The 16,670-nt window shown below is 44.3% G+C and carries 11 protein-coding genes; 6 read left to right on the forward strand and 5 right to left on the reverse strand.

What is annotated here, in order from left to right; all coding sequences use genetic code 11:
• Positions 1–256 precede the first annotated feature (256 nt).
• Both MKY01_RS16070 and MKY01_RS16075 read left to right on the forward strand, forming a co-directional pair.
• On the forward strand, positions 257–5,329 hold the full coding sequence (locus MKY01_RS16070) for a hypothetical protein (protein WP_339287041.1): 5,073 nt from the start codon (positions 257–259) through the stop codon (positions 5,327–5,329).
• A gap of 329 nt (positions 5,330–5,658) precedes the next feature.
• Positions 5,659–6,546, forward strand: coding sequence for a cation diffusion facilitator family transporter (locus tag MKY01_RS16075; protein ID WP_339287043.1), 888 nt, complete (start codon positions 5,659–5,661; stop codon positions 6,544–6,546).
• A 128-nt stretch (positions 6,547–6,674) separates the two neighbouring features.
• On the opposite strand, the gene MKY01_RS16080 is transcribed toward MKY01_RS16075, so the two are convergent.
• From MKY01_RS16080 to MKY01_RS16095, 4 genes are all read right to left on the reverse strand, one after another.
• The gene (locus MKY01_RS16080) at positions 6,675–7,145 is read right to left on the reverse strand and encodes a ferritin-like domain-containing protein (protein WP_036671366.1); all 471 of its coding nucleotides are present in this window, start codon (positions 7,143–7,145) and stop codon (positions 6,675–6,677) included.
• A 106-nt stretch (positions 7,146–7,251) separates the two neighbouring features.
• Positions 7,252–7,692, reverse strand: a complete 441-nt coding sequence (locus tag MKY01_RS16085) for a CBO0543 family protein (RefSeq protein ID WP_339287046.1) — start codon at positions 7,690–7,692, stop codon at positions 7,252–7,254.
• A gap of 276 nt (positions 7,693–7,968) precedes the next feature.
• Complete coding sequence (locus tag MKY01_RS16090) at positions 7,969–9,345, reverse strand: MmgE/PrpD family protein (protein ID WP_339287183.1); 1,377 nt, start codon at positions 9,343–9,345, stop codon at positions 7,969–7,971.
• A 163-nt stretch (positions 9,346–9,508) separates the two neighbouring features.
• Positions 9,509–10,468, reverse strand: a complete 960-nt coding sequence (locus tag MKY01_RS16095; protein WP_339287048.1) for a LysR family transcriptional regulator — start codon at positions 10,466–10,468, stop codon at positions 9,509–9,511.
• 232 nt (positions 10,469–10,700) lie between these two features.
• On the opposite strand from MKY01_RS16095, the gene MKY01_RS16100 reads away from it, so the two are divergent.
• From MKY01_RS16100 to MKY01_RS16115, 4 genes are read left to right on the forward strand one after another with little or no spacing between them, the layout of a single operon-like run.
• Positions 10,701–11,258 carry a DJ-1 family glyoxalase III gene (locus MKY01_RS16100; protein ID WP_339287050.1) on the forward strand — a complete coding sequence of 186 codons (558 nt, stop codon included), beginning with the start codon at positions 10,701–10,703 and terminating at the stop codon, positions 11,256–11,258.
• Positions 11,259–11,270: 12 nt separating this feature from the next.
• Entirely contained in the window at positions 11,271–11,825 is a 555-nt protein-coding gene (locus MKY01_RS16105; RefSeq protein ID WP_339287052.1) for a DJ-1 family glyoxalase III, read from the forward strand.
• Between the two features lie 27 nt (positions 11,826–11,852).
• Positions 11,853–13,754, forward strand: a complete 1,902-nt coding sequence (locus tag MKY01_RS16110; protein ID WP_339282586.1) for a glucose PTS transporter subunit IIA — start codon at positions 11,853–11,855, stop codon at positions 13,752–13,754.
• An 11-nt stretch (positions 13,755–13,765) separates the two neighbouring features.
• Positions 13,766–15,181, forward strand: coding sequence for a 6-phospho-beta-glucosidase (locus MKY01_RS16115; protein ID WP_339282588.1), 1,416 nt, complete (start codon positions 13,766–13,768; stop codon positions 15,179–15,181).
• Between the two features lie 114 nt (positions 15,182–15,295).
• Here the strand turns inward: MKY01_RS16115 and MKY01_RS16120 are convergent, their stop codons facing one another.
• Complete coding sequence (locus tag MKY01_RS16120) at positions 15,296–16,657, reverse strand: alkaline phosphatase (RefSeq protein ID WP_339287184.1); 1,362 nt, start codon at positions 16,655–16,657, stop codon at positions 15,296–15,298.
• Positions 16,658–16,670 lie beyond the last annotated feature (13 nt).

Genomic DNA, 16,670 nt, shown 5'->3' on the forward strand with positions numbered 1-16,670 from the left:
TTGCAACACTTGGAAGACCTATATTCTATCTGACTGCTACTGAGCAATCAATTAGGATGTAGGTTTCTTTTTTACTTAAAATCGTATAAGAAATTCTTAAAATGAAAGAAATATCACCGTAATCTAACATGCTAAGATAAAAACGACAGAGCGGGATTAGGCAGAAGGGAAGGTTAAGTGCTTTTTTACGATCATTAGAGCAAAAGGTAACTCATTTTTGGAAGCGTTATCATTATGAGGAGAGGCTGTGAATTGTATGGTCAAAAGGAAGCTGTTTTTCTTCATCGTTTTCATGTTGACGGTCGTAGTTCCTTCCAGCCTGATCGGAATAAGGACCGCTTATGCGGAGACCTTACCTTATCAGACGATTATCATCGATGACGGGAGTATCAAGATCAATGATGTTGTGACACCTGATGCGGGTAACAAGAACAATGGATATGCGGCTCCAAATTGGACTACAAGCACAGGGGTGAAGGGGTATGATCTTTCCAGCACCAAATATACGAGTACAGCAGGCAGAACGATAACATGGAATCCACGCTTAGAAGAAGGAACGGCGAAAATATCGTTCTATAAGCTGGATTGGGCGGATAAGGCTGATAGCAATGTAAAAATCGAAATTGTTCATAATGGAACAACGGATGTAGTCTTTATGGATCTAAGACCCTCATCTGGCGCTCCAGCAGGGTGGGTTGATTTGGGAGAGTACTATTTTTCTGGAGTTGGTGAAGAATTCGTTCAATTGACCCGTTCTACCGGCACCACAAACACGATCCTTACACGCGCGGATGCGGTCAAGTTCGAAGGGAATATAACGCAGAAAGAGCCACATAAGACAATCATCATTGATGATGGGAGCCTCACAATTGATCATGTCGTTACGGTTGATTCCGGCAACGCTAATAACGGATTCTCCGCTCCATATTGGAGCACAAGCGCGGGAGTGAAGGGATACAATAATTCCAGTTCCAAATTTACAGACGCTGTAGGTAGAAGCATCACCTGGAATCCACGCTTGGAAGCAGGGACGGCGAGGATATCGTTCTATAAGCTGGATTGGGCGGATAAAGCAGACAGTAATGTGAAAATTGAGATTGTTCATAACGGGATTACGGATGTTAAGTTTATGGATCTAAGACCTTCGTCAGGTCCATCGGTTGGATGGGTGGATCTGGGGGAGTATGAGTTTAGTGGTGATGATAGCGAATTTGTCAGGCTGACTCGAACGCAGCCTTCTACGGGTACAATTATTACGCGGGCTGATGCAGTCAAGTTCGAGGGGAATATCCGTCAACAAGCACCACCGCTCCCCCCGCTAAGAAGCCGTACCTTAGCGAATCTCAGTTACACAGAGAAAGGCAGCATCGAAAATGCGAACTATAAGGCAACCTTCTATGAGGCAGCATGGGATGAAGGTAAATCCATCGTTCGTGACATGTTCTACAAAAACACGGAGACAGGGAACTGGGTTCCAATCAATAATGAATCGGAAAGACTTGAGGAACAATGGGTTCTATTGGACGGGAACGCGGGCAGCCGAACCAATTACTACGATACGATGAACAAACGCTGGATTACATTCGACGGGGTCCATTTTCCAGACAGCCAGACGGCGGTATTAACCGATTCTAGGCATGGCAGTGATTACTATTTTGAAGTGAACTGGTCCATGGCAGGGGATAAACCAGATGTTTCTTTTGCCTTTACACCTCGCCGCGACGGCAATTATGTGATTGGATATCAGTCCTTCACAACAGAGGCAGTCTCGGGCATCAATGAAGTGTTAAATGGATTCAGGTCACATGCCAAAATGGTAGGTACGGTGGAATCAACAAGTTTAAGAGAGCTGAGCGCTCCGATGAGCCTAGTTGAGAAAAAAGATGGTTCGGGAAATCCATTAACGTATGGCGTATTTGTACCTACGACAGAGCTTCCGGTTGAATTTGAACCGACGGGAGGTGTGACGAAACAACGGCTTGGCATGAGCCTGGTCAACAACGAAGGCAGTGTGCAACCCATCCTGTATGCCCCTCAATTAGGGACTTATTCACAAATGACCGCAGAAAGCACGTATCAATTTCATATGGGGCTAATCGCTCAAAAAAGCAATCTATATGAGTCCTACGTGGATATTCTTCGCAATGAGTACGATTATTCGGCATACCGGGAAAATGTGTCAGATCAGTCGCTTACTGACGCGATGTTTAATATGATTGATCTCCTTAAAATTGAGCCGCAAGGGGACGACTCTGTGAATTATGTCCCATCACCCAGCGGGTGGTGGAGCCGTGCCAAGGGTTTTATTGATATCGAAAACGAGGATAGCGTCCGAACAAGCTCAAATGCGGTTCTTTTGGGGGCTTACTATTTGACTGGAGATGACCAGCTATACGATACGAGAGCACTGCCGTCCGTCCAGTATGGCGTATCGCGAAATGGTATCGGTTGGTCGCCAACGCAGAAAAAAGTATACGGTGTGCCTTCGTTATGGAAAATGGCTACTCTGCCGTTTGATGTTTCAAGTGTCACCGCTGTTCACCAGATGATGGGCACTACAGCTGGTATTGGGGCGCTGGCACAGGAAGAATACCTCGTACGTGACCCGGATCAGAAAGACCGCGGGCCTGTCATTCAGCCCCTGATGATGTATCGGATGACGGGAGATGCACAGTATTTGCAAGCTGCGAAGGATGCAGCCGACAGTTATATCACGCAACATATCGATACGCCTGCATCCGTCGATGTGAGTAAAAATGAGTTCATTTATTATTACAGCAAGCTGTGGATGGAGATCTTGGAGCTATATGAGGAAACTCAGGATCCCAAATACTTGGATGCCGCCTATAAGGAAGCCAAACGGTATGCAACCATGTTTGTTGCTCGTCCAGTTCCTGAAGGTAACGTTACGATTCCTCAGCCGGAGACATATAATTACGCGGAGTCGTTCCATTGGCCGGAAAGTGGTAAATTTCAATATCCTAGGCTTAAGCTTCCCGAAGATATTGCCGGAGGCGTTCAAGCGGAGCGTTGGCTTGTTTCACCGAGCGGACTGACGTTTGAAGCAGGAAGTACAACCGGTTATTATCGGATGAATGCTCAGGAAGCTCCATTCATGCTGAGATTGTCGCTTTATACAGGGGATGAACTGCTGCAGGATATTGCTCATAATGCGGTTATTGGACGATATTCCAGTTATCCAGGTTATTATTATAAAGGCTTCGCCGTTAGCCAACTTGAACCGGACTTTCCTCTGGAAGGCCCAAGCGGGGCTACATCCATCTATTATCACCATATCCCTGGGCAACTCGGGCAAACGATGGATTATTTGATCAGCGAACAATCATTAAAATCGAACGGGAGCATTACGTTTCCTTCCGTATTTGAAACGAATTTTTTATGGTTCAAATATCACCTCTATGGGAATAAACCAGGTCAATTTTATGGTAACTCCGACGTTTGGCTATGGATGCCCAAGGGGATTATTAAGACCAATCATCCTCAATTAAACTGGATAACGGGTGAGAGCGGGGATAAATTTTACATCGGATTAAGCAATGCATCGTCTGAAGAAGTTCAGACTCCGATTGAATTGAATGAACATATCATTGGATTCGACCCGGCACAGGATTATAACGTAACGATCATCCGCGACAATGGTACACCAGAACAAGCAGTTATGAGTGGTGGAATCATTCAAGCCACGGTTTCAGGCAAGGGCATCACCGCGATCATTGTAGAGGGACTTGATATTGATGTACCGCTGCATCAGGTCAGAACGGCAGATACATCGGATGCAAGTTATTTCTTTGATACCCACAGTCCAATTGATGCGGTTAAAGGCATGCTGATCGTTAAGCCCGACGAAACAGTTTATGATGCTTATGTACAGGCCAAAACAACGAAACCAGCGACAATCCATTATTCATTGGATGGCGGAGCTACGTATACGACTATACCCGATACGATATACCCGATGGAATGGTCGATACGAGTGGATGATTTATCCCAAACCTTTACGTATTACGTGGAATCGGACGGGAAACAGACCAACAAGCGTACACTTTATCTGCCTGATCAGGTAACGGAAACTCCAGTCCAACCCGATGGGCAGGATAGTTCATCCATCATCGTGGATAATACGGAGGCGGAGACAGAAGGCGTCTGGATAAGGGATACGACGGCTAACGATTATTATTATGATAACTATGTGTATGCCAAATCTACGACCGGCACAGCGACAAGTAAAATGAGATGGCGGCCTGAGCTGCCGGAAAGTGTCACTTACAGTGTGTATTACAAGATTCCGCAAATCACTGCAACGAGTGAAAATTGGGCTACAAATGCCTCATTTACCGTTTATTATAACGGGGGCTCCGAGACGGTTACCGTTGATGAGACAACGGCGAATGGTACTTGGGTGCACCTAGGGGATTATCCTTTTGCTGCAGGTGATAGCGGGTACGTGGAACTAACCAACAAGGCCAACAAGTCCAGGGTCGTTGCCGATTCGATCATGTGGGTGGACGCGAACCAGATACCGCAATTGGAGTCTGCTGTGATCCTGTCCGATCGGAACGAACTGCAGATGACTCAAACCGCACAACTGAATGTAACCGGTTATTTGGATAACGGTTTGGTCGGTGATCTTACACAAGCCGATGTGCAGTATTTCGTTGATCGTACGGATCTTGCCGAAGTGAATAGCAGTGGGGTGTTGACCCTTCTTAATCTTGATGGGAACACGGATCACATTGAGGTATGGGCTACTGTTACGATTGACGGAGTGACCTTAACCACACCACCTTTGAACATCACGATCAGGGACTTAACGGTTATCGTCGATAGCACAAATACAACTGGGTTATACACGACAGAAGGGTCATGGAGCCAAAGCAATTTAGCAGGATACAAAATTGGGGTTAAATCCCGCTATTCAACAGTTCAAGGCTCATCAGCAACGTGGAAAGGCGAGTTTCCAGAAGGTAAATATACGGTCTCGATCTATAAACTCGTCCATACGACAGCAAACGATAACAATGTCAAAGTGGAAGTGAAACATAAAGCGGGTACCGAGGTCACCTATATCGATGCAACGACCGGATCATCGGGTTGGGTTAATCTGGGGACGTTCGACTTTACGGGCGACGGTAGCGAGTATGTTCGATTAACCAGGGTTACGCCTACCACGGTAGACCCGCCAACGCTTCCTGCGGATATGATCTATACGAGGGTTGACGCAGTTATGTTCGAACGGCATTCCGATGATTCGGAGCAGCTTGCCAATGAAGCGCCAGTTGAACCGACACTTTCTGAATCAGAGCAGTGAATTATGAATGGAAGTGGAACAACGGTAAGTGATGTTATACAAATTATTGTAAAATAACGCTAAGAGCCGAGTGGATCAAAACGATCCATTTGGCTCTTTTTGTCTAAGTGCACGAAAGTGTGGTTACAAGGGAAGGCAGTCGGCCACCTTCCTCTTACCACCCATTAATCACTTAAGTTTGCCAAATCCAACTTTTTTGGATTCTTGTAAAAAAATTGCCGCGTTCAGATTATGTTTCGTCACACTCAAAACGTTTCTCTAGACCCACACAAATCTTCAATGGTACCATCATACACGTGCTTGAATTGAAGATTGCAGGAGGATATCATGTGGATCAACTTAAATACGATAATCTAAAGCTGGGGGAGCGCGGAGCTATCATCAGCATTATCGCCTACATATGTTTGACCGTATTAAAACTGATCGTTGGCAATATGGCCGGATCAGAAGCGCTCAAGGCGGATGGATTAAACAATGCCACCGATATTGTGGCCTCAATAGCTGTACTGATCGGTTTGAAGCTTGCCCAACGCCCAGCCGACACAGATCATACATATGGTCACTGGAGAGCAGAGACCGTTGCGTCACTTGTTGCTTCTTTCATTATGATGGCAGTAGGTTTACAAGTACTGTTTCAAGCCATTGGTTCTGTGTTTCAGGGTACACATGAATCTCCGGATATCATCGCTGGGTACACAGGCATTTTCTGCGCAGTTATCATGTATCTGGTCTATCGCTATAACAAGAGACTTGCTACTCGTATTAAAAGTCAGGCAGTCATGGCTGCAGCTCGAGATAATATCTCCGATGCCTGGGTGAGCACCGGTACGGTCATTGGGATCGTGGGTTCCCAGTTCGGCCTCCCATGGCTGGACCCTGTAACGGCTGTCATTGTCGGTTTCCTGATCTGCAAGACCGCTTGGGACATTTTCAAGGAAGCCACACATCATCTGACGGATGGTTTTGATGTTGAACTGATTCAGGAGTACAAAAAAACGATTGCCGGAATTGACAGCGTAGAAACAGTTAAAGACGTGAGAGCGCGGAATTATGGCAATAACGTTGTAGTAGACGTTGTCATAACAGTCCATGCTGAGCTGGATCTTCAACAAGCACACGATATCTGTACAGACGTGGAGAACGAGTTAATGGAGGAACATGACGTATACACCGTTCACGTTCATGTGGAACCTGATACGTTGGAAGAGTGCATTTAAACTCAGGATTATAAAAGAGCGACTCGGCAAAGCAAAAAACCAGTGAGCTTTAATTATTCACTGGTTTTTTGCTGATTTCAATTTTCATTTTTTTAAAAGAATACGCGCGTTGTTTATCCCATACATGACTATCTCGGCAAATTATAGGTAATCAGATTGTTATATTTATCCGCATGTTTCTGTTCGTCCAGGATGATTCCCCACACCGTGTCTTTATATATGCCATAAGGGAGACCAAACCATATTTTTCTATACTTTTCCACGGCCGCCAATTCACCCTGAAACGCCTTTTGCAGTCCGGCAAGATAAGAGGTGACCGTCTCAACCGGCTCACTGCTTATGCCCGTAATCTCCTGACCTGTCAGATCCTTGTACATTTGGCGGAACATTTGATTATGTCCTCGTTCATCATTGCGGATGCTCGTGATGATGGCAGCCTGATTGGCATCGGGTGACAACTGAATCAGTGAATCATAGAACACCTCATCGTTTCGTTCTCCTTGCACAGCCGTTTTGATTAATTCAAGTGCTTCGGCTGATGATGTTGCCCATACCGGAGTAAAAGTGTACCTGTAACCATATGGATATGCCACATACATTACGAATCCCTCCAAGACGAATATGAGTTAAGATATGCACGTATGCCCATCAGCGTTAACCCATATCATCTGTCCTGCCTTATTTGTGGAAAGCTTCAGTAAAACTTCACTTGGTATACCTCAATATTTTACTGTAACCATAAGCAAGAACAAATGGCAGGAGGTATGACAAAAAGGTCCAAATAATGTTCCATCCATTAAAATAAATGACATGTCCCATCATTTTGGCAACCCATTCGATTAATGTCAGCGATAATGATGCAACGAGGATCGCCAACCATGGCTTGGCACCTTTAACTATAATGGCATACATCATCAAGCAGCCGGCGATCGGATAGACTCCAAGATCCATTGGAAGAGCAGCCAAGGATTGATTATGAGTATTCGGCAGAATATTCCAGAAGTAATTAAACCCGATATTGTTGATGGATGCTGAAATAGCCACACCAAGTGGATAATATAGAATAAGGATTGTAAAGTTCCGACGCAGAATCCATACACCCAATATAATGGGAATGACCATACCCAACAGAATGTTTCCTAACATGCCATTTTCCTCCAAAGCTTTGTTACTTCTGTAGTTTCACTATAAGCCGCATCAGCATTTATCGGATTTCTCTCACTTCAATACAAGTGGTGTTGTATAAGTTAACCAACTCCATGGGATATAATGCATATTAGCAAATTCGAAATAGGCATGTGTGAGTCCAAACGTTAAAAAGGCCGCTTATCCAACAAGAGTAAGCGACCTGGGTGAACTACGGTTCACCCTTTTTCATATTCATCTTATTCAACTCAGAATGGTAATAGCTAGTCAAGTCGCTTACACACAAAGCAGTCTATCCACATGATTTAAGTTCTCCAAATGTTGAATAAGCTTAAATCGTTCTTTTTTTGTTCCATTAAAAGGTGTGCCTTCAAGAAATTGATTGAATTTCTGTTCGAGCATATTCCAGCCAAACGGAGTTTCCATATCACCTAGAGGTACAGGCATCCACCGTTCATATATATTGCCATCATGTGTTGTTATAACAACATGGGAAGCGCAAAAATGAGTTGGATGATCAGCCAGATATTGCTGCACTTCATCATCCAGGGTTACTGTAATTTTTTGCACCAGCTCCTGAACCTCCGGATCGGTGAAGCTATTGAATATTAATTCCTCTGAGTCCATACGACCGTATTTGAGAGCCACGGCTGAAGTGAATTGTGTGCTGGCCTGTGCTCCGATTGCGGTCTTGGGTTTAGGATTCGTCAGACGATATACAAATGAAGAGGTCCTCACATCAACAGACTTGATCTTGGATGGTGTTAAACTATAGTCTTCACGAAGTTCCAACATAGCATCCAGAGTGGCGTGTAATCCACGCTGGCAGGCATGACGTTTGAAATAAATGTCAGTCACTTTAAAATCAGTTCCCAGTCCTTCCAGCACATGACTTGTGTCACAATGCCCGCTTGTTCCTTTGAAGGCCTGGAAGAATCCATATTTTCCTTCCAAAGCTGCATCAGGACCCGTGAAACCACAGGATGCCAGTCTCACGGCCCTTAATCCGGTCAATGCCGCCCAGCCACTGCATAAAATTTTCCCTGAAGTTCCATCATTCTGATATTCAATCAAACCTCCTGTGAAAAGAGAAGCAATTCCCATCGCATCCTTGGTCTGCTTGGTATCTGCATTTGTTAATTTACTTACCAAGGCCGCTGCTGCGACAGCGCCGCATACCCCGGTAGCATCAAATCCTCTTTCCCGGTACATAAATGGATTGATCGCTTCGCCTAACCGAGCATATACGTCATAAGCCGCAACAATGGCGGTGATCATCTGTTTCCCATCGTTTCGGTGAAGCTGAGCCATACTTAGCAGGAGCGGAACAAGCACAGATCCAGGGTGGCCCATGGCGTGGCGATAGCCGTCATCCAGGTCTGCACAACGTGCCATCATGGTATGAATAAAGACAGCATGATCTGTGCTAGTGCGAACATCCTGTTCACCAATCAATGAGACCAAGTCTTCATTTTTAATAATAGAGTCTGCCAATCTTGCATATTCCAAAATGCGTTCACTTGTTTCGGAGTATCGACCAAATACCATATTACCGTAAGAGTCGAGTATTACCTGTTTACCTACTTCGATAGCCCTCTCGGAAAGATCCTCATATTGAAGACGGGTTACGTAGTTGGCAAGTTCTACAATCATATGATTCACAACAGTTCACCTCGTTATTTTGACTTCAATCCGCAAATACACGGGAAGTTTACATAACAAAAATATAAAGTTGGCATGATGTTGAACTCAAGCACAAGTTAACTGCACTAACTCAACTTTTGTATGCACATAAGTAATTGAACACCAATATGATTCAATTGCTTTGATGCAACGAAGGGGTGCAATAACGTTTGACTATTTTTTTTAAATCCTCTACGTAAGAGGGGAAAATTTTAGATTTGTGATAGATCAATGCAAGCGGGTGAAGATAAGAAAAATTGGCGATTGGAAATACATGAAGGTGAGAATTCGTATGATTAGACTCATTCAATGCATGAATCCCTGAAAGATACATCGTTAATGAAAAACTGGCTGCGTAATCCTCAGCACACAAAAGATGATGGATATCCGGTTGCGTCAATTCGTTAATACAATGCAGGGATATGTTACGTTCAGCGAGATGTTTATCGAGCAAAATACGGGAATTGAAGTTTTTCTTATTCAGAACAAAGGGTACATGTTGAAACAGACTCAAATCCGCACCCTGGTTAAATGTTTCGATGCACTCGGGATATTGATCAGGGAAATACTGCTTGAGCAAATTGTCCGAGATTACCATGTACATCTGCTCAAGCAGTATCGTTTCATACTTTACATTTTGCGTTACGATATTGTCCACACCCGAGAGAAACAGATCCAGTGAATTGTTTAACACCATCTCCTGCATTTGCGGTGAGGTTGTACGATGAATTTTAAGCTCCACTTTGGGATGCAGGGCATAAAACTCTTTTAATAATTTCGGCACGATAATGGGATAGCGGCCTTCGGTAACGCCAAAATGAATCGTGCCTGACTTATCCTCTTTAAGATCAGTAAGTTGATTCTCCATGTTTTGATCCAGCAGCTCAATTTGACGTAGCGTATCTTGCATAATTTTCCCCGCTGCTGTCAGCGCAATTTTAGGTTTTCTTTCGAAGAACGCAACACCATGTTTTTCTTCCAAGCTTTTCAGGTATTTGCTGAGTGATTGATGGGAAATATATAGTCGTTTCGCTGCATTGGAAATGTTTAACTCTTCGGACAGAACCAAAAAATATTTATAGTTATTAAGCATGCATACCTCCTGAGGTAATCTTCTGTGTGATTCTAATGTAAACACTATAGATGCAACACGGTTAAAGATCATCATACTGCAACTATTAGTTACATACAAGCAATCTAAATGTGCTTTGGGGTTGCGAATATCTATGATAAATTATGAATGTATTCACGATGTCCATAGCGGTGTAAGCGTGAGCAATATGCAAATGTCTGCTCCAAAATATAATTAACAGGAGGTTATGTGCGTGAGTAAAGTTGCAGTTCTATTAGCAGAAGGATTTGAAGAAAGTGAGACCCTGACGATTGTTGATATTTTGAGAAGAGCACATATCGAATGTCACATGATTAGTACAGCGGGTGAAATGGTTCGTGGTAGTCATGACATCGTGGTCAAGGCTGATGCGCTCATCAGTGAAGATGTTAAAACCTACGATATGATTGTACTCCCTGGAGGAATGCCTGGGGCCGCTAATCTTCGTGATGATGACCGTGTAATTCAACTTATTCAGGAAATGAATCAGTCCGGCAAATATGTAGCAGCCATGTGTGCAGCACCTCTTGCACTAGGCAAAGCAGGTGTGTTGGAGAACAAAAATTTTACCGCTTATGTAGGTTATGATCAGAAAATTGAAACCAGCGGTACTTTTAAAGAAGATATTGTTGTTAAAGATGGAAATCTGATTACAAGCCGCGGCCCTGCGACGTCTTATGCTTTCGCTTTTGCATTAGTGGATGCCTTAGGCGGAGACAGTATGGCTGTCAAAAATCGTATGGTATATTTCAATGCATTTGATGCTGAATAGGAGGGAACTGAAATGACGAATAAAGTAGCAGTATTGATGGCGGAAGGTTACGAAGAGGGCGAAACGCTGACGATTGTTGATATTTTGAGAAGAGCTGGATTAACCTGTGACACGTTTTATTTTGGTGATAAGTTGGTTAAGGGCATGCACGGCATCTTTGTAGAAGCAGACAAACCTTTTGGCGAAGAAGTAAAGCAGTATGACATGATCGTTCTGCCGGGAGGCCGCCCAGGTGGACAAAACCTGAAGGAAAATCCGGATGTGATTGACATGGTGCAGTACTTCAATCAGAACAACAAGTACATTGCCGCAATGTGTTCTGGTACGGTGGTACTGTCCGATGCAAAGGTCATTGAGGGCAAACAGGTAACAGGTTATGTAGGGTACGCTGAGAAATTGATTGGCGGCATCTTCAAGGATGAAGTCGTCGTAGCTGACCAGAATCTCGTTACAAGCCAAGGGCCTGCAACACCTTATCCATTTGCATACAAAATTGCAGAAATCTTCGGCAAAGATACATCAGGCCTACGTGAAAAGATGTTATACAACTTTGCCGGAGGCAAGTAAAGACAGCTAAGAGGGCGGGGGAATCATATGAAAACAGAGGAATTGGCTAAGGAGATTATCGCTAACATTGGACAGGATAATATTACGTATGCCACGCATTGTGCAACCAGATTGAGATTCAACGTAAAAGATGAGTCTCAGGTTAACTTGAAAGCGCTTGATCGACTGGAAGGTGTCCTGCGAGCCCAGTTTAACAGCGGTCAGTTACAGATCATCATTGGCGCAAAAGTGAAAAGCGTTTTTGACGCAGTAAGTGAAAAGCTTGACTTGGAAAATCAGGACATTGAAGTGAAAGCAGTACAACAAAAAAAGAATGTGATTTCCCGAGTCGTGGAAACGGTGGCAGGTATATTCGGGCCAGTCATTCCAGTGTTGATTGGGTGCGGTATGGTGAAGTCTGTGCTTGCAATCCTGACGACAATGAATCTTCTTGAGACAACAAGCGGTGCGTACCAAACCTTTAATCTGATTAGCGATCTTATTTTCTATTTTTTCCCCTTCTTCCTTGCAGTCAGCGCGGCCAAGAAGTTCAAAACCAACGAATATCTGGCTGTGGCCCTTGCCGGGGCTTACATGTATCCCACCATTATGGAAGGTGCAGCAAAAGTGGCAGAGACGGGTGTTACCAGTTTAAGCTTTTTCGGCCTTCCATTATTGCTCGTGAACTATAAATCAACGATCATTCCGATTATTATTTCGGTTTGGGTGATGAGCTACGTCTACCGATTTGTTAATAAGCGAATACCCGATATGTTTAAAATTTTGTTTGTGCCGATGATTGTGTTGTTCATTATGGTTCCACTTGGATTAATTGTTTTCGGACCTTTAGGAACCTACTTCGGCAGTGGAGTTGCTCAAATTGTAACGTATTTGTATACGGTGAATGGCGTCATTGGTGCATTTTTGTTTGGAACATTCAGACCACTTCTAATTATATTTGGCATGCATTACGCAATTACTCCAATTAACAGCCAGCTCATTGCTGAATATGGATACTCGGTAATTTCACCTGCGAACTTGACAGGAAATCTGGCTCAAGCCGGGGCATGTATTGGTGTATTCCTCTTATTGAAACATAAAGCGAGCAAATCCAGTGCTTTATCCAGTGGTGTAACGGCGATGTTTGGTATTACCGAACCGGCTATCTTCGGATTCAACCTTAAGTACAAGCGTCCTTTTATCTGTGCGATGCTTGCAGGAGGTATCGGAGCAGCTTACATCAATTTCTGGGGTGGAGGAGCAACGGCTCTGATTCTGCCAGGTATCCTGGCCTTGCCAACCTATATCGCTGACAGTTATATACACATCATTATCGGGGTAGCAATCAGCATTACGCTTGCACTGGTTGCCGTCTTGATCTGGGGAATTGAAGAAGAGATTCCAGCTCCAGTTACTGCAAGTGTTGGCAATGGAACAGATGGTTCTGCTGCCGCTAATGCGATTGCGGCGACCTCAGAATCTCATGCTTTGACTCGACCAACCGGAACAATGATCATTGGCTCTCCGATTAACGGGATAGTTAAAAATATAACTGAAATCGACGATCCCATCTTTGCTCTGGGGAGCGGTGCTGCAGTTGAATCAATCGACGGCAAAGTATACGCCCCATTTGACGGAAAGGTTGTATCGCTGTTCCCAACCAAACATGCCATTGGACTGATGTCGAATGAGGGTGTGGAAATGCTTGTTCATGTAGGGATAAATACAGTCAAGTTGAAAGGAAAGCATTTCACAGCTTATGTGCAGCAGGATCAGGTGATTAAGCAAGGAGATCTGCTGATCGAATATGATCATGAGGCTATTCGCGCAGCAGGATTTGATACGGTCGTGCCCATCATTATATCGAATACTTTTGAATATCAGAGTGTTGAGCAGATTGCTGAGGATCGGGTTGTCCAAAACGAAGCATTGTTACGCATTCACGCTTAGAGGTGGTTAATATGAGTAAATTATCTGATGACTTTCTTTGGGGAGGCGCTGCAGCGGCCAACCAGTTAGAAGGTGGATGGAATGAGGGCGGCAAAGGAGTCAGTGTTGCAGATGTCATGACAGCAGCAACACATGGCTTGGAGCGAAGAATTACACAGGGAATTGAGGAGAATGTATATTACCCTAGTCATCAGGCTAGTGATTTTTATACAAGATACAAGGAAGATATTCAGTTGTTTCATGAGATGGGATTCAAATGCTTTCGAACCAGCATCGCGTGGACACGGATATTTCCAAACGGAGATGAGACGAAACCGAATGAGGAAGGTCTGCAATTCTATGATGACTTATTTGACACCTGTTTGGCATACGGGATTCAGCCAGTAGTCACCATATCTCATTTCGAAATGCCATATCATCTAGTGACGGAATATGGGGGATGGCGCAATCGTAAATTGATTGATTTTTACTTAAACTTCTGCGAAGCAGTCTACACCAGATATCGGACTAAGGTTAAATACTGGATGACGTTTAACGAAATCAATATGATTGTGCGCAAGCCATGGAAGCCGGGAGGCATTCAGTGGAACGATGGGGAAAACAAACTTCAGACCATGTACCAGGCTGCGCATTATATGCTGATAGCCAGTGCCAAAGCAGTCAAGCTTGGTAAAGAGATCAACCCGGACTTTATGATCGGCGGCATGTTCCTTCATCCAACATCATACGCAGCTACATGCGATCCTGATGATGTGCTTGCCCAGGTCAAAAAACTTCAACAAGCTTACTTCTTTCTCGATGTACATGTCAGAGGCAAATATCCACGCTCATATTATGGGTTCCTGAAGCAGCATCAATTGGAAATTGAAACTGCTCCTGAGGATGAATTGATTCTGAGAGAAGGAACCGTAGATTATATCGGATTCAGTTATTACTCCAGCTCTGTCGTTATTGCTAATCCAACCGATCAGGACAAGAGTGAGGGGAATGAAATAAGCGGTTATAAAAATCCGCTCTTGCCTGCCAGTGAATGGGGATGGCAAATTGATCCGGTAGGTCTCCGGATTACATTAAACTGGCTGTATGATAAGTATCAGATCCCGCTATTTATTGTAGAGAATGGTTTAGGCGCAGTGGATACGCTCGAAGAGGATGGGTCAGTGCATGATCCGTATCGGATTGATTACCTTAGACAGCATGTGAGTGAGATGAAAAAAGCCATTCTGGAAGACGGGGTCGAAGTGATAGGTTACACTCCTTGGGGTTGCATTGACCTTGTCAGTGCCGGAACAGGAGAGATGAAAAAGAGATATGGCTTAATCTATGTCGATAAAGACAATGATGGGAAGGGTTCATTAAAGCGAGTTAAAAAAGATTCTTTCTACTGGTATAAAGAATGTATTAAAAGTCAAGGGAAGATAATATAACACTTCGTCAAGTACACGAATGATCAATTAAAAGCCCTTGTCTCCATCGGCAACAACTGGAGACAAGGGCTTAAGCTTTTTCAAAGTTTTACCGAAATTTATTAGGGATTTTTTTTACTGGTGCTTACTGAGAATATCAAATATGATCTTGGCATTATCTGTGTTGTCGATCAAACCGGCGAAGCGATGACTTGCCGGACCGTAGGCATAGACCGGAACATCTTCACCTGTATGTCCACCTGTTGTCCAGCCGGTAAATGAACGGTTATCAATAATCGCTTCAATAGCATTATCAATCTTTGTTACATCCGCACTTTTGGCTGCTTCGTTCACCGATTGAATCTCTTCAGGTTTCAACTCCAGTTTGAGATAACTTTTCAGTGTTTCTTCAACCGAAGCACCTTTTGCAATTTGTGCTGCCATGAAGTCAGGTGTGCGCAGTGCAGCTTTGATTGGGTCTACGAAGAAGTTGTATTCTCCGTCTTTTCCAAGCGTAAGTCCGCCCGTGGAGTGGTCGGCAGTAGCTACGACAAGTGTTTCACCGTCTTTTTTGGCAAAATCAATAGCTGCCTGAAATGCTGCTGCGAAATCATCCATTTCACTCATCACGCCAACGATATCATTATCATGTCCTGCCCAGTCGATCTGGCTGCCTTCGACCATTAGAAAGAATCCTTTGTCGTTCGAACTGAGGCGATCAATCGCTGTATTGGTCATCTCAGCTAATGATGGAGTTGCAACAGTACGATCAATCAACTTGTCCAGCCCTCCGTCCGCAAACAGTCCAAGAACTTGTTGATTCTTATCAGCGAGGAGAGAGGAACGATCCGTCACATAGCTGAATCCGGCCTTCTGGAATTCCTTTGTAAGGTCACGACCCTCGCGTACAAAATTGGATTTCCCTCCACCCAGAAGTACATCCACCTTATGCTTGCCATTAATCAACTCATCATAATAATCGTCCGCAATAGCATCCATATTTTTTCGACTGATATCATGGGCACCAAATGCAGCTGGTGTGGCATGAGTGATCTCCGACGTAGCCACGAGTCCGGTGGCTTTCCCGTTTTCTTTGGCCTGCTCAAGTACGGTTTTGACTTCCTTCTGCTCAGGGTCAACCGCAATGGCCGCATTGTATGTTTTCACGCCCGCGGACATGGCCGTTGCCGCGGAAGCGGAATCCGTCACATTTTGTTTATCATCATCCGGATAGGTCATTTGTGCCCCAACCAGATAAGGGTCGAATACGGTTTTGTCCATGCCCTTCGTTGAAGGATCATCTTTCATATAACGGTAGGCTGAAGTATAAGAGGTCCCCATGCCATCCCCAATGAGGAAGATGATGTTCTTGATTTGTTTTTTCTCCACACTTACAGCTTGAACGGCACTTGCTTGTCCGGCGGACAAGAGAGTAGAAGCCGATACAGCCAGAGTCAGCGCTACCGCTGGTAGTACTCTTTTGGATAATTTCACAATGATTCCTCCTCGT

The organism is Paenibacillus sp. FSL R5-0486 (assembly GCF_037975155.1).
In the GTDB taxonomy this organism is placed as follows: Bacteria; Bacillota; Bacilli; order Paenibacillales; family Paenibacillaceae; genus Paenibacillus; species Paenibacillus amylolyticus.

Coding starts and splice junctions, on each gene's coding strand:
- MKY01_RS16070 (WP_339287041.1), top strand. CDS start 257: ATGGTCAAAAGGAAGCTGTTTTTCTTCATCGTTTTCATGTTGACGGTC.
- MKY01_RS16080 (WP_036671366.1), bottom strand. CDS start 7,145: ATGTATGTGGCATATCCATATGGTTACAGGTACACTTTTACTCCGGTA.
- MKY01_RS16085 (WP_339287046.1), bottom strand. CDS start 7,692: ATGTTAGGAAACATTCTGTTGGGTATGGTCATTCCCATTATATTGGGT.
- MKY01_RS16090 (WP_339287183.1), bottom strand. CDS start 9,345: ATGATTGTAGAACTTGCCAACTACGTAACCCGTCTTCAATATGAGGAT.
- MKY01_RS16095 (WP_339287048.1), bottom strand. CDS start 10,468: ATGCTTAATAACTATAAATATTTTTTGGTTCTGTCCGAAGAGTTAAAC.
- MKY01_RS16105 (WP_339287052.1), top strand. CDS start 11,271: ATGACGAATAAAGTAGCAGTATTGATGGCGGAAGGTTACGAAGAGGGC.
- MKY01_RS16110 (WP_339282586.1), top strand. CDS start 11,853: ATGAAAACAGAGGAATTGGCTAAGGAGATTATCGCTAACATTGGACAG.
- MKY01_RS16115 (WP_339282588.1), top strand. CDS start 13,766: ATGAGTAAATTATCTGATGACTTTCTTTGGGGAGGCGCTGCAGCGGCC.